We start from the raw sequence: 19,314 nt of genomic DNA on the forward strand, positions 1-19,314 counted from the left end.
GTTAATAGAAAAATTGGCCGCTTGGTTATCGGTCAAAATTAACCCCAAGCGACCAACTTAAACCCCAAAATTTTTAGTAACCTTCGTTTTGAGTCAGCACAGCATCCTTGTTCAAATCGATTTCTGTCTGTGGGATCGGCATCAGCAGATGGTCTCCATTAAGTCCATTTGTAGTTTCCAATGCTCCACCTGCGAGCGGCTGGTCACCGGTAAGCCTTTTGGCCCGCTCCACCAATGTACCGGTACGCACGAGTGTCTTTCGTCGGTTTTCCTCCGCCAAAAGCTCTCTGACCCTTTCGTCCAAAATAAAATCAAGATCGATGTCCGATGCACTGACCATGCTGGCATGGGCCCTGTCCCGCAACACATTGATATCGGCTGCAGCACCGTCCAGGTTGCCTTGCTTCATTCTCGCTTCTGCCCGCAGGAGGTATGTTTCACCGAGACGCATCAGGATAAAATCCTTCCACATTCCCCAGCCAAAATTGTCACGTGGATCATATTGTCCCCACTTGAGGGTATAAGGCACGTATTTGTATATGGTATCCGCTGCAAATATTTTGACGGAAGAGCCATCGCTCAGTGTAAATTCCGCATCTTCCCCATAAGGCACTGCTTGGCCACGAATGGCATCATACCTCTCATCCGGATGGTTAAAATACAAGGTACGCTTAAGGCTGAATTTGGAATTTCGCATATCACTCTCTTCATAGAGGTCATAAACCACCCAGTTATTAAGCCTCATTCGGGCAATTCCCCGTCCCCCAGTAGAGTCAGAAGGATGCATTCCCGGCAGATCATGGTAAGACGCCACCCAAACCCGACGTTGCTGAGGAGCACCTGAGCTTCCGCCCGTTACATCGGCAGGGTTTTCTGCTTCCAATACCCAGATGCCCTCGGTGTTGCCTTGGCTCCTGCGTTGGTTACCATACAGGAACATATCCGAAAAAGCATCTCCGGGATCATTGGCACGGACACCGTATCGCTCTCTTACCAAGCTCAGCCGGCCACCGTTAATGATTTCAGTACATTGGGCTTCTGCCTTGGCATCTTCTCCCATCCTCAGGTATACTTCTGCCAACAGCTGCCGGGCCATTTCTTTGTTGGCGCGGCCATCTGCTGGGGCATCACCGATATTGGGCAAAAACTCCACTGCTTCCAGCAAGTCCTCCTCGATGATATTGTCCACTTCAGCCACTGGCGTACGAACAAAGTCAGTTTTGGGAGCTGATAACGGTTCTGTTAATAAGGGCACATCGCCAAAGTGCGTAACCAGATTATGGTAGGCTATCGCTCGGAAAAATTTTCCTTCAGCTCTGAAAACAGCCATTTCTTCTTCCGTAACGCCGGCTACAGGTCCTCCAGAAGTACTCTGGATAAGGATGTTGGCGTTATTGATCAGCCGGTAATAAGAACCCCATATCTTACGTGCGGCACCATCGGTTGAATTCAGGACAGCATAATCAAAATGTGGCCTTGCATCGCCGTTGGAACGACCGGCAGGTGCCCAAGCGATATCCGTCCCCAACTGCCAAACTCCACGGATTGTCTGGTCATCCGTCGTGGTAAACATGGTACCATATTGGTAATGCAAGCCAATAATGGCCGCTTCAAAACCAAGTTCGTCTTTAAGCACCTCAGGAGCATAGCTGTCCAGTACTTCTTCATCCAGAAAATCTTCCCCACATCCGGACAAGACGCCCATCATACACAGGCCACTGAAGAATAATTTTATATGTTTTTTCATCGGTATATTCATAATTCTACGGGTTATTAAAGGGTTAGATTAAGACCAAAGGAAATCGTTCTGACCAAAGGATAGTTATTTTCCCAACCGTCAGACCCACGCGATACTTGGGTGTTTTCCGGATCCCAGCCAAACCAATTGGTAAAGGTGTGCAGGTTTCTTCCCGCTGCATAAAGCGTGAGGCCTCCGATATTGTACCTCTCCAAGAAGGATGGCGGCACCACATAGCTTAACCGCACGTCCTTGATCCGCACATAACTATAATCTTCAGCAAATTGGAAGCCCCTGTAGCGATTGTATGCCGCCAATGATGGCCAGTAATCGCTCGGATTATCGGGTGTCCAATAGCCGTAGTCTGCCGGAAGGTTTCTTCTCCAAGCTTCATCTGCATAAGTCAAATCCCTGTTGCTTTTCAATCCTCCTTGTGAAGTCTGGAGAAAAATACTCAGGTTCCAGTTTTTGTAGCGGAAGGTATTGGTCAAACCACCGACCCACTTGGGATCTCTTTGGCCCAACACCACGCGATCTTCGGCCGTAATCTGACCGTCACCGTTTTGATCCCTAAATTTAAGATCTCCAGGCTGGGATACCGGATCCACTGAGGCGATGTCTTCACCTTCCTGCCAGATACCGAGCTTCTCATAATCAAAAATCACCCGCAAAGGCTGTCCGATAAACCATCGGTTACCAATATCATCCCGGCCATCACCGTAGAGATCAAGTATTTCATTCTTATAAGTGGAAAAGTTCAAGGAAGTTTCCCAGCTGAAATCTGATTTTTCAATGTTCACGGTATTCAAGGTCAGTTCGAAACCTTTGTTCTGCATCTCACCAAGGTTTGCCCATACGCTATTGTACCCTGTAATGGTTGGTAAATTTCTTCGCAAGAGAATATCTTCTGTTTTGGTCTTATAGACTTCCACGGTACCGCGGATCCTATTTTGCACAAAACCAAAGTCCAATGCCAAGTTAGCGGAAGTCGTCGTCTCCCAAGTCAAATCCGCATTCCCCAAGGTATTGTAAAGTACGCCCACTTGCGCAGCACCTCCAAAAGGCTGAAGCACTGTATTGGCGGTTGAAACCGTCTGATTTGGCGATATAGCTTGGTTACCAGACTGGCCGTAAGAGAATCGCAGCTTTAGCTCCCCAAGTCCAGCATGGTCTTGCATAAATTCTTCGTTGTGGATATTCCAGCCCAAGGCCATGGAAGGGAACAGTCCGTATTTATTGGTGTTGGCACCAAAAGCGGAATAACCATCTCGACGCGCCGTCAAGGTCACCAAGTACCTGCTGTCATAGGCATAGTTCAGCCTTCCCATCTGGGAGAGCAAGGTGTAATTATTTGCATCTGACCAAGTGGCCTGCGTGGTACCTGCTTCCATACCATTGAAAGACAATGCGTCATTAATAAACCCTCGGGATTGTCCACTGGAATAAAAGTAATCCACACTCTGCGCACTGTACAGTGCCGTAATGTCAAAATGGTGCTTGTCAATGTCCTTGGAGTAGGTCAGGATATTTTCGATCACCCAGTTGGCCCTTTCAGTATTGCGTACATCTGCCGTTCCGTTCAGATCATAAATCGGTCTACCTGTATATCCTGCAAATCGGTCAAAGTTATACACATAGGTGGCATTAAACCGGTATTTCAATCCCTCTATAAACCCTGGGGTAATGTCTGCATAACCAGAGCCAGAAAGGGTCCTTCTTCGATCCACGCGATCAGTGGTCAAGCCCAAAAGAGGGTTTTTAAACAATTGCTCAGGATCCATAGGGAAAGTAATGTATTCGCCATTTTCGTCGTAAGGAACCGAATAAGGGCTCATCGCAGTAGCTTCTAGCCAGTTTACCCTTCCACCATCATAGTTGTTATCGGTAAAGAAAGAAGATGTTCCGACTTTCAGCCAATTTGTGATGGTCGCATCGATATTGGTTCTAAAGTTTGTCCGGGCATATTGATAGCCTTTAACCACCCCTTTTTGTTTCAAGTGGCTACCCGATACATAATACTGAATTTTCTCGGTACCTCCTGAAATGCTGAGGTTGTGCTCCGAAATCCTACCAGGCTGGGTGGCTTGATCCAACCAATCGGTAGTGATACCTGCTTCGTAATTTTCTACTTCAGAAGCATTGGGAAGGATATTTGTCTGCGGCTGGTTATTTGCCGTCAAGTAATCCGCGTATTTCTGAACATAAGCGTCCGGTCCCATAGGCTCCAATACATGCGACATGCTTTCAAAACCCATGTAGCCGCTGTAGTTGATCTTTGGTGTACCATCCGTCTGATCTCCTCTTTTGGTGGTCACCAGGATAACACCGTTAGCACCTCGTGTACCGTAAATGGCGACCGCAGAAGCATCCTTCAAAATCTCAATGGACTCGATGTCATTTGCATTCAAATCATTGAGCGTACCGAAATATGGTGATCCGTCCACCACGATAAAAGGACTGGTATTGGCATTGATGGAATTCACCCCCCTGATCTGCATTCCACCTGTACTACCCGGCACGGAAGAACCTTGATTAACGGTAAGTCCTGCCGTGGTTCCTTGGATCGCTTGGGTAAGGTTTGTCACCGGCAAATTGGAAAGCCTCTCTTTGGGCACGGATGCTACCGACCCGGTTATATCCGAGCGCTTTTGGGTACCGTAACCTACTACGACTACCTCTTCCAACTGTCCCATGTCCTCACTAAGGCTAACGGACAGTTCAGAAGCATTGCCTACGGACACCTCTTTACTGCTGTAACCGATAAATGAAACCGTCAAAACGGGACTCTCTGTCGTAAGGTTAAGTTTGAAATTTCCGTCCAAGTCTGTTGCTGTACCATTGGAAGTTCCTTTTTCCAAAACCGTTGCCCCGGGGATGGGTTCTCCGGTCTCTTCATTGGTGACGACACCCGTCACCGTCTTGCCACCTGATTGGGCAAATGAAAAACTGATGCATAGGCAGAATACCGTCAAGGTCCCCGCCAATTTTAATAAAATGTGCTTCATAGTTTTTTTAGGTTAACTGTTAATATTTACTTAATCGAAATACAAGCTCCTAGCCTTTGGGGTCAAGAACAAATTGTTCATTAAACCACCTTTTTGTATCGATGAATGTTTCGAAATATGGAAATTTGAAACAAAAAATGTAAATTTAACACTCATTTAACGGTATTCTTAACCGTTAAACAATCATCCAAAAACGACTTATAACAGTATTCAGAAGTCTTTTATTAAATCCTAGATCATTTCCCTCCCAATGGACAAGCGTGAAAAAGATGAGATCATCGCACAAATCACCGATAGTAAAACCTTCAGCCGTGCCCCCTCGAGTTGTGTCCTTTTACGGTTTCTGGCGGAGGCTACAGCTGCTGGTCGCGACCTTAAAGAAACGACCATCGGGATGGAGCTTTATGGTAAATCTTACGAGGACGAAAAGAGTGCAGCCCACATCCGTGTCAATGTCTATCACCTTAGAAAAAAGCTTGAAAAATACTATCAGGGAGAAGGTGCGGATGACCAGTGGCAAGTCCAGATAAAGAAGGGCCAATATCAAGTGGATTTTATCAAAAGCAGGGAAGATGAACCCGCAACGAACAGGACAAAATACGGCATCGCTTTGGCTGGATTTATTCTATTGCTTGCTGTTGGCTTTTGGCTGTTCAGCAGTAAGCCCTATACACCACTTTGGCAGGCATATTTTGAAAACGGAAAAGAAACCACGCTTTTCATTGGTGATTTTTTTGGCATCATGGGCACTACTGCTACAGGAGAGCACGGCTGGAACAGAGATTACAATATCAACAATATCGAAGATTATTACCGGTACTTAGAAGAGCACCCAGAAAAAAAGGGGGAAATAAACCCTGCCAATTATCCTTATGTCACCGGTATGGCCGCCAATGGCACCATGAACATTTCTAGGCTCTTTCACCGGCAAGACAGGGATTTCAATATCCTTTTTAGCTCTCAGACAACCATCAAGGATATTACCGAAAACAATTCCATCTACATCGGCCCAATCAAAAATGGCAATGCTTTTATTGACTTCTTTAATGAAGCCAATCCGCATGTCTCCATCAATAGCGGCATTCTTGACTTTCAAGATCCGGACAGAAATATCGACACGTTGATCAACTTGAGTGTGGATGATGGCCAAATATATGAACATGCCGTGGTTTCCCGGTACAAAGGCCCTAATGAGACGGAACAGTTTGTCTTTTTCTCCGATCATGATATTGGCGTGAAGGCTACTACCGAAAAATTCACGGATGCCGCTTGGCTAAAAAGCGACTTTAAGAAACTGTTCAATGATTCCCAGCACTTTACAGCCATTTTTCTCGCCAAAGGCAAGGACAGAACCAGCATGGAGTTAGAGCTGCTGCTTTGGGATATATTGGAGGAGTAAACTTAACGTTTCAGTGGCAGGGGCATATAGCCGAGAACTCGGGTTCATTATGCAATGAAGAAAGCAATGATATTATCTATACGGCCCTAAAACCTCCAATTCACCTCCACTCAAGTCTATTTCAAACAAATTAGGGATTCGGATATAGCGGCCATTTTCTTCCCGATGACTGTGGGCTACCATAAGCCAGTTTCCTTCAAAAGTCTGAAACAACATGCCATGGCCAAAATTAGGGGGAGTAATCGGTTCTTCTTCCTGAACCCACGGTCCTTCCAGCTTGCCACTTTCCGAATAGGCCACTCCTTGAGTATACGCTTCAAACACCCAGCTTGTCCAGATCATGCCCAGTCGGCCAGTCGCTGTCCGGAAAAGGTAAGGGCCATCGGTCACTTGATTGGGCAGCACCTTTCCATCCACACGCCGGCGACTCCACGGGGATTCACTGGCCAGGAATAATAATTTGCTCTCGCCGATCGATCCGCTCAGGTCAGGCTTGAGCTGGATCATCTCCATCGTCCCATCGCCCGCTTGGAGCCATTCGTGACAAAAGACCATATACGGAATCCCGTCTTCCTCCCAAAACGTCCCGTCCAGCGTGGCCCAATCCTCAGGCAGGTAATCTTCTTCTCCAACCGGCTCATAGGGTCCATCCGGCTGATCACTAACCAATACATGACTGGCTCGCCGAGGCACTTCTGTACCATCCACCGTATCAATGATGGTTTCTTGATTGGTAAATGTGGCAAAATAATAGTACTTCCCTTTATAAGCATGCAACTCCGCTGCCCAGATGGCCGGGCGCTCTCCTGCCCACGGAATTTCACTGGCTTCTGCCACTCGGAAAGGACCAGTCCACCGCTTGAGGTCTTCGCTCTTCCAAAGCCACCCGCCCGTACCGGTCATATAGTACATGTTCGTTTTTTGATCTGCCAGTATACACGGATCGCTTAGTCGAATGGAATCCAGTGGGATATTCTCACGGACTTTCCATTGGGCCTTAGCCGCCTGACTACAGCCCATGACCATGAACAACCCCAAGACCACTCCTTTTAGAAAATTTGGATTCATCATGTTACAAAAGTTAATGGATCAGTATAATGGTTTTATTCCTTCAGTCGTCATCTGCACTCGCTTAAGGGTACCGTCAAAATTGTAGTACAACGGGTCAATGCATACCGACCGACTGAAGCTGGTGCCTCCACGCTGCATGCCGCCATTATGGTAAATGAAATACCAGTGGTCTTTAAATGCTACAATGGACTGGTGATTGGTATTGCTGTTTCCAGCGATTTCGTTTAGGATGCCCTGATACTCCCAAGGTCCTTCGATGGTCGACGCAGTAGCGTAGGCAATTTTTTCTGGAAAACCAGACGCGTAGGTTAAATAATATATCCCGTCTTTTTTATGAATCCACGGAGCCTCCTCAAAAACAAAACCATCAAAATTCACTTGTTTGATTTCCCCGTCAATCTCCACCATATTGTCCTTAAGCTTGGCATAATAGCACTCCCCGTTGCCCCAAAAGATCCAGGGCTGCCCATCGTCATCCGTGAAGATGGCCGGGTCAATGCAAGCCCAAGAATGATCCGAGGCAAAACAATCCTCATTCGTCAACAAAGGCTTCCCCAATGCGTCCTTAAACGGTCCCGCAGGATTATCGGCTACCGCCACGCCAATGCCCGTCCAATTGGTACTGATATACCAATAGTACTTACCATTGCGCTCGGCGACATGCCCTGCATAGGCATCCCCACTTTTGGCCCAAGCAAAATCCTCGATTTTAAGTGGCACTGGATGCTCAGTCCAATTCGCCATATCATTGGTCGAAAACACCAGCCAGTCCTTCAATTTATAGCCTTTTTGGCCTCCTTCAAAGTCATGACCGATGTAGAGCCACAGGGTGTCCCCCACCACCAATGCCGCTGGATCTGCCGTGTATTTGTGCGTAAAAAGGGGATTGCCCTTAGCGGTCAGATGATGATAGTAATCGCCTTCTTGGGCATAAAGAGCACTTCCCAAAAATAGAAGCAGTAAATTAAGCAATAGGCGTTTGGATAAATTCATACGGTCTTTTAGGTTTATTTTCATAACTGTTTAAGCCCCTTTCAGGTGGATATTATAAGTTTCCATCATGGGTGAAATCCCTTTTAAGTTGGAAGCAGTAGTACCAATCACCTCCTGAATAGCAACTTGACACGCTTAGGACAAGCCTCAGAAAAGCTCATTCGAGTCAGATACTTCTGTTGTCACGGTGTCCACAGATCAAACAGGAAATGTGCATCGCATCTACTTTTCCAGCAATTCAGGTGGTACTCCTCCCCATTTGTCATGTAGACGCCGGGCTTCCGCTTTGGTAATGCTGATCACACTACCATGTCGGGGATAGAAATCCTTGGTAAAACCCCCCGTCGTATCGGAAAAATGGTTCAGGTCAGTACTACGCTGATACTCATATCGATGGTCCGAATACAAATCATACATGAGAAAATACAATTCCTTTCCATTTAACTTAAACACAGAGGATCCTTCCACCCTTGTGGGCTTTCCTGCATAAATATCCAAATACTTAAAATCTTCTTTCCATGGCCCTTGGAGCGAGGTGCTAGTGGCTTGCTGGATGCCATTTTTTATTTCTTCCCCTTCCTTATTTCGGGTATGCCCTTTGTAAAACAAATGATAAACACCGTCTTTTTCCACAATGTCCCCGTCAATCGCACCATACTTTGTCTTGAACATCAGCTGGGGCACCGCCTCAAAGCCCGTAAAATCCTCGTTGGCATAGGCACTATAAAAATCCAAGCGATCATCGTAATAAAAACGAACTGTAAAATAAACCAAATATTTGCCGACGGCCTTATCAAAAATCACCTGGGGCGCCCACACCCATTTGACATCCTTAAACTGCTCCGGATAGCTAGCTTCCAAATCTACCCAAGCATGCTCCCAATCGATCAAGTCCGGTGAATGCAACAGGACGATGCCTGGATTATGATCCCAGCCATCTTTTTTGGTAAACATGTCTGTTCCCACCATGTAAAATTTCCCGTCATCAGTGCCTCTGAGGATGTGGGGATCGCGGACGCCACCAGTTTGGGATATTGCTGAGGAAGCAAGAACAGGTTGATTGCCATTTAACGCCTGCCAATTCACCGCATCCGCACTGACTGCAAAACGGATCTGTTCCTGCTGATCGGCCTCTCCACCCCCCTCAAAATAAGCAAAGAGGTATCCTTCGTAAGGTTCAACATTCGGTGTACAGGCGACAATGGCCACTAAAGCCATGATGATCACCATTGCCTTATTATTCATGGAGCTATATAAATGGTCCATATGAAATTTCTTTTTATACCACATCTTAGTTTCGTGTTTCAAGCGTATAGCCGCATTATAAAATTTCTTCAATCAAAATCCATTTCCAATCCCCAGTGTGCGGCTAAATTTTCTGCCTCTGGACCGGTGAGATGCACCACTGCACCGTGCTTGGGAGAGGAAAAGTTTGTGGCTTTCATTATGCCATCATTAAAATGTCCCAAATCATCAAAGTGTATAAAGTCACTTGTCTCCCGAAAGCCAAAGTTATGCGGCTGGATCCCATAAATATCGTACATCAGCACCCACCTTTCCTCGCCAATGCGTTTCCAAACGTTGGGGGCTTCACTGGCCTCAGGCTCGGAATCGTACCAAGTGGAATCATATTGATAATCTTTGTTAATGGCATGGGAGACGGCCTGCTTGATTCCGGGAATTCCATCATGGGGCGTGTAAAACATGTGATACTGATCGCCCACCTTGGTAATGTCCGCATCGATAAAGGAAACTTCCTTGGGGTATTCGAATAGCGGCTTAGGTGGTGTCAGCAAGCTGTCATATCCATCATTGACATAGGAATAATACATCTTGTTTTGGCCATTCCCCCAACGCATGGTATAGTAAAGCATGAGCTTCTCCTCCTCTTTGTCATAGGTCGTTTCTGGTGCCCATGCGCATCCTATGGAATCATAGCCACTAAATGCATCCGGCAATCGTACCTGTGCTTTGTCCCAATGAATAAGATCGGAAGATTTCATCAGTACAAACCCACGGTTATTTCCCCAGCCGAATTCCTCTCCGGGCCGCTGCCATTCGGTATCTCGCCATCCATCTCTCTTCGCAAAAATGTGTAAATCGGTCATGGCCAAGTAAAAGGTCCCATCTGGCCCCCGATAAATATGAGGATCCCTGATCCCCTTTTGCTCTGCAATGGTATCCCCCGCAATCACCGCAGTGCCTCCATTGACATCCGTGAAGCGATAACCATCATTGCTGAGGGCCATGTGCAGGCTGTGGTCGTCATCTTTAAAATAAACCATCAGGTAAGCTTTCATCTCCGCCTCTCGTGGGGAATACTTCAAATTCACTACATGGCCCGCCTGCTCTTTAGTAGAACATGAAAAAGTACCGAATAAGGTAATGACACACCACACTAACCAAAAAAGGCGCATTAGGGAGATATTCATGGAAATTTTGAGTTTTAAATTAATTGTCAATTTAACATTTAAAAATCATATTTAACAACCGTTCATGTAGAAAAAGGAACCTTACCCTTCTTGATTAAAAAGATTTTATTGCCAGCTGTACTGTATTGTTCTTTGTTTTATGTTGCTGCACCTACTATTTTAGATGCGCATCAATATAAAATCCCTTACCTATGAAACATTCGCTTTTGACCTTTTGCTTGCTACTCGGACTTTTCACATTGGGTTTTGCCCAGAGCGGGGAGGTTTATCTGTTCTCCTATTTTATGGGGAATGGAGAAGACGGATTGCACTTGGCCTACAGCAAGGATGGCCTGCATTGGAAAGCCCTGAATGACAATAAAAGTATCCTCACACCCACTGCTGGGGGCGACAAATTGATGCGGGATCCCTGTATCATTCGTGGTGGAGACGGTAAATTCCACATGGTATGGACGGTCAGTTGGAACGAAAAAGGCCTGGGATATGCCTCCTCCGAAGACCTCATCCACTGGTCTGAGCAGCAGTTCATTCCGGTCATGGCCCATGAAGAAGGCGCTCGCAACACTTGGGCTCCGGAAGTGTTCTATGATGATAAAAAAGATCGTTATATGCTTTTTTGGTCCACTACTATCAAAGGACGCTACCCCGAAACCCAAGACACGCTGGAGAGTGCCTATAACCATAGGATGTACTATACGACGACCAAGGATTTTAAAAAATTCTCCAAGACCAAACTGTTTTACGAACCTTGCTTTAATGTCATCGACGGCACGATCATACCCCATGATGGAGAATATGTTCTTTTCGTAAAGGACGAGACCCGGACACCACCGGCCAAAAACATCCGGGTTACCAAAAGCCGAAAGCTCACCAAAGGCTATCCTGTCGCAGGGACTCCCATCACAGGTGACTATTGGGCGGAAGGCCCCACTCCGTTAATGGTGGATGGACGCTGTATCCTTTATTTTGATAAATACATCAATCACCAAATGGGGGCCGTAGCCTCTACCGATTTTGAAAATTGGGAAGACATTTCTGATGAAATCAGCTTTCCAGCCGGGACACGCCATGGGACGGCCTTTAAAGTTAGCCAAGAGGAATTTAAGGCGCTTAAAGAAGCCTTCGAACAATAACCTATCCTCTTACCTGAAGGGCCTTAAACGTGGCTTCTGGTCACTTAGGGGCACTTTCTTTACATGAAACCAGAAGGGGGTGCCCCAATGTTAAACACAGCTGCCAGAGGGCTGATTGAACGAAAACTCTCCTTCTCTTATCCACGTCAGCACAGATAGTTTGTCTGCTGAGCCAAATGAAAATTAGTGTTTTATTTACACTTAAATTTTATATCTAGCAAAGCTGTGCTATTTTTGAAAGGATTTAAGATCTAGCATCCATTAACCAAAATAGACCCTCCAATGAACATCAAAACATTTTCATGTGCTGTAGCCCTTTTAACTGTAGCGATCCCTGGGTACTCCCAGCAAGCCATTACTGAAAAAACACCCATCACGCCAGGTAACCCCGTGATTACGGAAAAATACACGGCCGACCCTGCAGCCATTGTCCACGAAGACACCGTTTTCCTGTACGTAGGTCATGACCAAGCTCCTCCTAAAAAGGACTTTTATGAGATGCATGAATGGCTCATCTATTCCTCTACGGACATGGTCAACTGGGAAGAAAGAGCAGCCGTCAATGTCAAAGAGACCTTTGACTGGGCAGCAGGCGATGCCTGGGCAGCGGAGGTAATTGAAAAAGATGGTAAATTCTACTGGTTTGTCACCGTCAGCCACAAGGAAATCCACGGAAAAGCCATTGGCATAGCGGTTTCCGATAGTCCTGTAGGTCCGTGGAAAGACGCCCTTGGCCATGCCTTGATCACCAACGACATGACCACGGATACCAAAATCAGCTGGGACGATATTGACCCGACGGTCTTTATCGATGACGATGGCTCTGCCCACCTTTTTTGGGGCAATACCATTTGTTATTATGCCAAGTTAAAGGATAATATGCTCGAACTGGACAGCGAAATTCAGTACATCGATCTGCCTAACTTCACGGAGGCTCCTTGGATACACAAAAAAGGCGATTTCTATTACCTGTCATATGCCTATAAATTCCCTGAAAAGACTGCCTACGCCATGAGCGAAAGCATTGATGGGCCTTGGAAATACCAGGGAATTCTAAATGAAGTGGCCGGAAACAGCAACACCAACCACCAAGCCATCATCGAATACAAAGGCAAAGACTACTTCATCTACCACAATGGTAGCATCCCTACCCACGGTGGAAGTTTCAGGAGATCCGTCTGCATCGATTACCTTTATTACAACCCGGATGGTACCATCAAAAAAATCATCATGACTTCCGAAGGTATCGATCCTGCAGAATAAGAAATGATATGATCGCACGTCCAATGTGACCAAGTCAAATACAGTCTTCTGTTGTGCTACACAGCAGAAGACTTATTTTTTTACATACCCATAAAACACGCCTCGTTTATAATCCGAAGCTTCCTTAAGCCATTCTTCAAAAAAATACCTGCAAAACCCGCCGAGGTCATAATCCAAAATTGCAGAAGGCTTCACCCAAGCGTATTCATCGGCCTCATCATTGAGCACCACATCGTATTGATCTGTCCGGCAGGTGAAATCAATAAAAATAAAATGCCGCTTTTCGCTAAAATGGTCACTGTTTACACTTTCCTGAACACTCACCAGCTGTAGGTCATAAACATCCAGTCCGGTCTCTTCCTTCACCTCCCTGACCAGCGCCGTTTCCATCTGCTCTCCTTTTTCGATATGCCCACCGGGAATGACGTATTGGTCATTCCACTTAGCCGATTTGCAGAGCAATACTTCGCCTCTTGGATTAAAAATGATCGCTCCTACGGTTGGTTCTGGATAGATTGAATGCATGTTGAGTGGTTTTCTACAAAGCTAAGGATAATGATTTATTACGGGCAAAAAGTTAAACACTGATTGATACTGATCCATCGCCATTAAGGAATTCTTCGGCCTTTTCCCATGGCAGCAGTCACCATCCACTGATCAGCTGGAAGCATTGCTTCCAATCAAAAACGCTGTCTCCTTAACCATCCACCTTCTTCACCAAACCACTTTAGCCTTCAAGGCCCCTAAAACAATACCCCCCAGCAAACTGGATAGCGTTCGCTGGGGGGTATATCGTTCTTACTTGACCAACGGTATTTTTTACCGCTGCCAAGTGGCTTAGGATCACTTCACGTCAAAGTGGTACTTGATGGAATGCTTGTAGGTCTCTCCGGGATTTAGCCTTGCCGAAGGAAAGCTCTCTTCATTGGGAGAATTCGGGAAGGTCTGCGGCTCCAAGCAAAGGCCATAATACTGGTCATACGTAACGCCATCGACCGTAATGCTACCATCCAAGAAATTGCCAGAATAAAACTGAACCGCAGGTGAATCAGCGTAAAGCTCCATCACTCGGCCCGAAGCTTCATGATATAGCTCCGCCATCTTGGTCATCTTGCCATCGGCTTCAGCCTTTACGACATAGTTATGGTCATAGCCGCCTTTTACCTGATCGATGCGCTCCCCGATCTTGTGCGGTGTCGTAAAATCAAACGGTGTACCTTCCACCGCCAAAACTTCTCCCGTAGGAATCAGGGTTTCATCCACCGGGGTGTAATGATCTGCAAACAGTGTCAGCTCATGGCCAAGAATAGTTTCCTTCAATCCACTGAGGTTAAAGTATCCGTGATGGGTAAGGTTTACGATGGTGGACTTGTCCGTCACCGCTTCAAAATCCACACTCAGGTTGTTATCATTATCCAAACCAAAGGTAACGATCGTGGTCAGTTCACCTGGATAGCCTTCTTCCCCATCAGCACTAACATAGGTAAGGGAAAGGCCCACTTTATCGGTACTTTCGATGGTTTTGGCTTCCCAGAAAACCTTGTTGAAGCCTTTATCCCCGCCATGCAGGTGGTTAGGGCCATCATTGGTGGCCAAGGTATAAGCCTCACCGTCCAATTCAAATTTCCCTTTGGCTATACGATTAGCATATCGGCCTACAGTGGAGCCAAAGTAGTTGGTACTGGTGCTGTAGCCTTCCAGATCTTGGTAATGCAGCACCACATTTTCCAGCTTTCCTGCTTTATCCGGCACCACCAGTCTGGTGATTACCCCTCCATAGTTAGAGATATCCACCTCCACACCATTGGCATTTTTCAAGGTATAGACCTGGGCTTCTTTGCCTTCTACCGTAGCAGTGGCCGTGGAAATACTCAGGCCCGTATCTGCAGGCTGCGCTACAGCTTCCTCGGATGACTTCTCAGAGGATTTTGGGTTACAAGCGTAAAAAGATAGGGCACCCGCAAGCACAACGGCACCAATAGCATTCAACTTTAATAGGTTCATAGATTTTATTTAGTTATTTGGATTATATCACTAGTCAATATTTTTTATCTATGGTCTTGCTACTCGGCACTGAACACCTCGTACTTCTTAGCAACCTTGCCCATAGTAAGCGTCTTTCCCATGCTTCCGCTCATAGTGCTTTTTGATCAATGCATCTTTTAGACGGGGAGCATTGGGGTTAATTTGAAGGGTAAGATAAGCCATTTTTGCTACTTCCTCCAAGACTTTGCTATTATAAACTGCCTTGGCCGCAGTTTTCCCCCAAGTGAATGGTCCGTGACTACCCACCAAGATCATCTCTACCTCTTCGTAATCAAGGCCTTTCTCCGCAAAGCAATCCAAAATCTGCTTACCGGTCATGTGTTCATAATCGCCTTCGATCAGTTCATCGGCCATCGGCGGTGCACAAGGAATATCTTTGGTCAGGTGATCGGCATGGGTCGTCCCAAAAATCGGAACGTCCATTTGGGCCTGGGCCCAAGAAACTCCATAAAGGGAATGGGTATGGACAATCCCCCCGATATTTTCCCACTCTTTGTACAAATAAGCGTGGGTTTTGGTGTCAGAAGAAGGACGCATCTCGCCCTCGACGATCTTGGCATCAAAATCACAAATCACGATATCTTCCGGCGTTAATGCCTCATAAGCCACACCACTTGGCTTGATGGCAAAGACACCTTCTTTTCGATCTACGGCACTGACATTGCCAAAAGTGTACACGACCAAATCAAGTGCTGGAAGCTGCATATTTGCTTCGTAACATTCCCGCTTTAGTTCAAGAAATTTACTCATGGGTTAAGTATTTATGGGTTATGAATGTCTCTTTGTTATATAGCGCACAAGTTATAAATAATATTTGTATTTATTACACTTATTAAAATCATATCTGAAGTGACTCATTCGAGTTTTGGTAAATAATCGTTTGGTTCGGAAAGTGAATCTCAGCCATAAGTCTATCTTAAATTTACATTCCTAAAACCTCACTAGTTTTGATGGGATATAACTATAAATTGGTTAAAAATCCAATACAAAAAGAAACAAACGCTCCAATTTCATCCATAAATACACTAAATTAAGTATTGATTAAGAAGCTACAGTTTGCAAATTTTACCCATGCAAAAAATCATCCTCTTTTACTGTTCCATTATCCTGTTATTTTCAGTCCAAGGTGTGCGCGCTCAGGAGCTATTGCCTGTGTTCAGGGAATATGGTGCAGCCCAGGGGATCAACCAACCCTTCCCCTATGACATTCTCCACAGCCAAAGTGGCTATGTATGGGTGGCCGGGGAAAATGGGCTCTGGAAATTTGACGGGCAAGATTTTCAGCACTATGCCCATGAAGTGAAAGACAGCACCTCGTTGGCATTTGATTTTGTGTGGGTGCTTTTTGAAGACAGTAAAAATAATATCTGGGCGGGGACCTATGGTGGCGGGGTCAGCAAGTACGATCCCAGAACAGATCGGTTCACCAACTATTCCTATCAAAAAAACAACCTTAACAGCCTCAGTGACGACCAAGTAAGGGGAATTGCGGAAGATCCCAAAGGCAATATCTGGCTGGGCACCAGCAACGGGCTATGCCAACTCAACCCCGACACCGGCGACTTCACCCGCTACACCACAGCAGATGGGCTGCTGAGCAAAACCATTCGGCAAATAAAGCTTTCCGCTGACCATTCCCGTTTGTTTATCGCTACCGGAAACGGGCTCAACATCCTGAACTTGGCCACTATGGAGTTTTCAGGCATCAAACACCTTCCCGACCAACCCCAAAGTCTTAGTCATTTTTACATTTACGACATTCTCGAATACCCCAAAGGCATCCTGTGGGTCGGAACAGGCGGTGGGCTGGACAAACTCAACCTCAAAACAGGCCACATTACCCACTACCAATCCGATGCAGATCCGACTACCCTCAGCCATGATGTCATCTTCTCTATTGCACATCACCCAGATCATCCCGATAAGCTATTCGTAGGGACATTGGACGGGTTAAATGTCTTGCACCTGAGGAAGGATACCTTCAGCCGTATCCACTCGGACCAGGCAAACCCTCATAAACTGCAAGGAGACAATATCTACAAGGTCAGCGCCGGCAGGGATGGGAGCTTATGGGTCGCGGTCTATAATGAAGGTATTTTCCAGTACCATCCCCATTACCATAAGTTTAATTCCGTGGACTTGGTCACCGATGCTACCGACAAGTATTACTCACGCGTCTCCAGCATGATCCAACACGATGAAGACGAATACCTGTTCACTACCTATTCAGGACTTTTCGTCCAAAACATCAAAACGGGAAAGACAGCAAAATACACCATCTCTACCGGCGATCAAAGCAGTGTAAACAGGCTGGCCATGATCACCAGAATCACCCCAGACATTTACTGGATTTCGACATGGGCACATTTTGTGTACGAATGGAACCATCAAACCAAATCCCTCCGTCCCCTCTCCCACCAAACGCCTGAAGGCCATTTTCTTCCGGAGTTTAACCTTCCCATTTTACACGACAGCCAAGAGCGGACTTGGATAGGCAATTCGGAAAAGGGGCTATTTATCTGGAATCCCACCACCCAAACGGCCGATCCCTTTCCTATCGGCGACACCCTCATCCAAGGGGACAATCACGACGAATTCATTTCCTATATTTTTGAGGACAGTCAGCAACGCTTGTGGGTAGGTAGCCAGGGAGGATTGAACCTGCTTAATGAAACGGACCATTCCTTTACCAAATTTGCACATAAAGATGGTGATGCCAACAGCCTTAGTAACAACAAAGTCAATCACATTTCTGAAGATCATGCCGGAAACCTCTGGGTGAGCACGGAGTTGGGCTTAAGCAAATTCAACCCTACCGACAGTAGTTTCACCAACTTTTACACGCATGATGGGCTCCCTAGTAACGTCATCAGCTCCACGCTGGAGGATGCCCGGCACAACATTTGGGTCGCCACAGCAGAGGGACTTTCCGTGTTGGATCGAGAGGGCAATTTCAGAAATTACAATCAGCAAGATGGCCTGATGGACAACTATTTCATTTTTCGGGCAGCTTATAAGGATTCTCAAGGAAATTTGTTTTTTGGCTCTTCAAGTGGGCTGGAGTACTTTGATCCGCTGAAAATCCCTGAAAATACCAAGCCGCCAAGCGTCCAAATCACGGGCATCGACTTGTTTAACACCCGCATCACCCCCGGAGATTCGTCAGGAATATTGGACAGGGCGATCCCCTACACGGATGAAATCAGTCTCACGCACGAGCAGTCTGTCATCTCCTTCCATTTCACTGCCCTTAACCTGATCAATGGCCATAAAAATAAATTTCAGTACCAACTAAAAGGCTATGATAAGTCTTGGAGACCGCTGACCACACAGCGAAGCACCACCTACACCAACCTGCCCCCAGGCCACTATACCTTCCAAGTCAAAGCCTGCAACAACGATGGCTTTTGGTCCACACAGCATGCCAGCATTGGCCTTACCATCCTGCCACCTTGGTACCTGACGTGGTGGTTCAAGACGCTCTTCACGATTGCCCTGCTGGGCACAATTCTGTATCAGTACCAGCGAATTGAAAAAAACAAAGAACGGCTGGAAAACCTCGTGGTCCAGCGAACGGCCGAAATCCAGCAGCAAAAGGAACAGATCGAAACACAGCATGACAGTCTGCAAGAAAAAAACCAGCGGATCGAAAGCCTCCTCCGAGAGCTGAACCATCGCGTAAAAAACAACCTCCAACTGGTCTCCAGTATCCTCAACCTCCAAAGCAGGAGCGTCAAAGATAAAAACGCCAAAGTAGCCCTTATCGATGGCAGAATGCGGATGCAAGCACTTTCCCTGCTCCACCAAAAGCTCTATGTCAGTGACAATGATTCCCAAGTCAATTGTAAAACCTATATCAGCGACCTTTTTGACCAGATAGAGGCGGCATTCAAAAGCCGCTATAAAACGTTACAGTATAATTTTGAGGGAGATGACTTTTCTCTGGGACTGGACAAAGCCATCCCTCTGGGACTGATCTTAAACGAGCTCATCACCAACTCATTTAAGCACGTACAAGATGAAAAAATTGAAATTCACCTTTCCCTGAAGTTAGAAGAACAATTGGTTCACTTTACCTTTTGGGACAATGGGGACGGACTCACCTCCCACACCATTAGGGAATCCAACTCTTTTGGCTGGAGCATGATCCGATCATTGGTCTTACAGCTGCACGGGAAACTGGATATAAAAGAGAGCCAAAACACCAAAATACTGCTTATTTTTAAGAAATAAA

At 46.2% G+C, this 19,314-nt stretch carries 13 protein-coding genes; 4 read left to right on the top strand and 9 right to left on the bottom strand.

The genetic code is table 11. The features are described from left to right. Positions 1-73: 73 nt before the first annotated feature. Entirely contained in the window at positions 74-1,747 is a 1,674-nt protein-coding gene (locus tag ECHVI_RS02385; RefSeq protein ID WP_041738268.1) for a RagB/SusD family nutrient uptake outer membrane protein, read from the bottom strand. 26 nt (positions 1,748-1,773) lie between these two features. Next, positions 1,774-4,743, bottom strand: coding sequence for a SusC/RagA family TonB-linked outer membrane protein (locus ECHVI_RS02390; RefSeq protein ID WP_015264344.1), 2,970 nt, complete (start codon positions 4,741-4,743; stop codon positions 1,774-1,776). A 250-nt stretch (positions 4,744-4,993) separates the two neighbouring features. Between ECHVI_RS02390 and ECHVI_RS02395 the strand changes: the two genes are divergently transcribed. Then, complete coding sequence (locus ECHVI_RS02395) at positions 4,994-6,142, top strand: helix-turn-helix domain-containing protein (RefSeq protein WP_015264345.1); 1,149 nt, start codon at positions 4,994-4,996, stop codon at positions 6,140-6,142. Between the two features lie 72 nt (positions 6,143-6,214). On the opposite strand, the gene ECHVI_RS02400 is transcribed toward ECHVI_RS02395, so the two are convergent. The 4 genes from ECHVI_RS02400 to ECHVI_RS02415 all read right to left on the bottom strand — a co-directional run bounded on the left by ECHVI_RS02400 (position 6,215) and on the right by ECHVI_RS02415 (position 10,638). Continuing rightward, the gene (locus ECHVI_RS02400) at positions 6,215-7,213 is read right to left on the bottom strand and encodes a glycoside hydrolase family 43 protein (protein ID WP_015264346.1); all 999 of its coding nucleotides are present in this window, start codon (positions 7,211-7,213) and stop codon (positions 6,215-6,217) included. An 18-nt stretch (positions 7,214-7,231) separates the two neighbouring features. Continuing rightward, on the bottom strand, positions 7,232-8,230 hold the full coding sequence (locus ECHVI_RS02405) for a glycoside hydrolase family 43 protein (RefSeq protein ID WP_015264347.1): 999 nt from the start codon (positions 8,228-8,230) through the stop codon (positions 7,232-7,234). Between the two features lie 198 nt (positions 8,231-8,428). Beyond that, positions 8,429-9,472 carry a glycoside hydrolase family 43 protein gene (locus ECHVI_RS02410; RefSeq protein ID WP_015264348.1) on the bottom strand — a complete coding sequence of 348 codons (1,044 nt, stop codon included), beginning with the start codon at positions 9,470-9,472 and terminating at the stop codon, positions 8,429-8,431. A 68-nt stretch (positions 9,473-9,540) separates the two neighbouring features. Next, positions 9,541-10,638, bottom strand: coding sequence for a glycoside hydrolase family 43 protein (locus tag ECHVI_RS02415; protein WP_015264349.1), 1,098 nt, complete (start codon positions 10,636-10,638; stop codon positions 9,541-9,543). A gap of 191 nt (positions 10,639-10,829) precedes the next feature. Between ECHVI_RS02415 and ECHVI_RS02420 the strand changes: the two genes are divergently transcribed. Both ECHVI_RS02420 and ECHVI_RS02425 read left to right on the top strand, forming a co-directional pair. Continuing rightward, positions 10,830-11,771 carry a glycoside hydrolase family 43 protein gene (locus tag ECHVI_RS02420; protein WP_015264350.1) on the top strand — a complete coding sequence of 314 codons (942 nt, stop codon included), beginning with the start codon at positions 10,830-10,832 and terminating at the stop codon, positions 11,769-11,771. A gap of 282 nt (positions 11,772-12,053) precedes the next feature. Then, positions 12,054-13,034 carry a glycoside hydrolase family 43 protein gene (locus ECHVI_RS02425; protein ID WP_015264351.1) on the top strand — a complete coding sequence of 327 codons (981 nt, stop codon included), beginning with the start codon at positions 12,054-12,056 and terminating at the stop codon, positions 13,032-13,034. Between the two features lie 72 nt (positions 13,035-13,106). Here the strand turns inward: ECHVI_RS02425 and ECHVI_RS02430 are convergent, their stop codons facing one another. The 3 genes from ECHVI_RS02430 to ECHVI_RS02440 form a co-directional block, all read right to left on the bottom strand. Beyond that, positions 13,107-13,559: an NUDIX domain-containing protein gene (locus ECHVI_RS02430; RefSeq protein ID WP_015264352.1), complete on the bottom strand. Its 453-nt coding sequence runs from the start codon at positions 13,557-13,559 to the stop codon at positions 13,107-13,109. Between the two features lie 318 nt (positions 13,560-13,877). Beyond that, the gene (locus ECHVI_RS02435) at positions 13,878-15,038 is read right to left on the bottom strand and encodes an aldose epimerase family protein (protein ID WP_015264353.1); all 1,161 of its coding nucleotides are present in this window, start codon (positions 15,036-15,038) and stop codon (positions 13,878-13,880) included. An 87-nt stretch (positions 15,039-15,125) separates the two neighbouring features. Further along, positions 15,126-15,830, bottom strand: coding sequence for an L-ribulose-5-phosphate 4-epimerase (locus ECHVI_RS02440; RefSeq protein ID WP_015264354.1), 705 nt, complete (start codon positions 15,828-15,830; stop codon positions 15,126-15,128). Positions 15,831-16,151: 321 nt separating this feature from the next. On the opposite strand from ECHVI_RS02440, the gene ECHVI_RS02445 reads away from it, so the two are divergent. After that, positions 16,152-19,313, top strand: a complete 3,162-nt coding sequence (locus ECHVI_RS02445) for a ligand-binding sensor domain-containing protein (RefSeq protein ID WP_015264355.1) — start codon at positions 16,152-16,154, stop codon at positions 19,311-19,313. The last annotated feature ends 1 nt before the right edge of the window (position 19,314 follow it).

The sequence above is a fragment of the Echinicola vietnamensis DSM 17526 genome (genome assembly GCF_000325705.1).
Classification (GTDB): domain Bacteria; phylum Bacteroidota; class Bacteroidia; order Cytophagales; family Cyclobacteriaceae; genus Echinicola; species Echinicola vietnamensis.

Excerpts from the sequence above, each read along its gene's own strand:
- ECHVI_RS02385 (WP_041738268.1), bottom strand. The coding sequence starts at position 1,747 with ATGAAAAAACATATAAAATTATTCTTCAGTGGCCTGTGTATGATGGGC.
- ECHVI_RS02390 (WP_015264344.1), bottom strand. The coding sequence starts at position 4,743 with ATGAAGCACATTTTATTAAAATTGGCGGGGACCTTGACGGTATTCTGC.
- ECHVI_RS02395 (WP_015264345.1), top strand. The coding sequence starts at position 4,994 with ATGGACAAGCGTGAAAAAGATGAGATCATCGCACAAATCACCGATAGT.
- ECHVI_RS02400 (WP_015264346.1), bottom strand. The coding sequence starts at position 7,213 with ATGATGAATCCAAATTTTCTAAAAGGAGTGGTCTTGGGGTTGTTCATG.
- ECHVI_RS02405 (WP_015264347.1), bottom strand. The coding sequence starts at position 8,230 with ATGAAAATAAACCTAAAAGACCGTATGAATTTATCCAAACGCCTATTG.
- ECHVI_RS02410 (WP_015264348.1), bottom strand. The coding sequence starts at position 9,472 with ATGGACCATTTATATAGCTCCATGAATAATAAGGCAATGGTGATCATC.
- ECHVI_RS02415 (WP_015264349.1), bottom strand. The coding sequence starts at position 10,638 with ATGAATATCTCCCTAATGCGCCTTTTTTGGTTAGTGTGGTGTGTCATT.
- ECHVI_RS02420 (WP_015264350.1), top strand. The coding sequence starts at position 10,830 with ATGAAACATTCGCTTTTGACCTTTTGCTTGCTACTCGGACTTTTCACA.
- ECHVI_RS02425 (WP_015264351.1), top strand. The coding sequence starts at position 12,054 with ATGAACATCAAAACATTTTCATGTGCTGTAGCCCTTTTAACTGTAGCG.
- ECHVI_RS02430 (WP_015264352.1), bottom strand. The coding sequence starts at position 13,559 with ATGCATTCAATCTATCCAGAACCAACCGTAGGAGCGATCATTTTTAAT.
- ECHVI_RS02435 (WP_015264353.1), bottom strand. The coding sequence starts at position 15,038 with ATGAACCTATTAAAGTTGAATGCTATTGGTGCCGTTGTGCTTGCGGGT.
- ECHVI_RS02440 (WP_015264354.1), bottom strand. The coding sequence starts at position 15,830 with ATGAGTAAATTTCTTGAACTAAAGCGGGAATGTTACGAAGCAAATATG.
- ECHVI_RS02445 (WP_015264355.1), top strand. The coding sequence starts at position 16,152 with ATGCAAAAAATCATCCTCTTTTACTGTTCCATTATCCTGTTATTTTCA.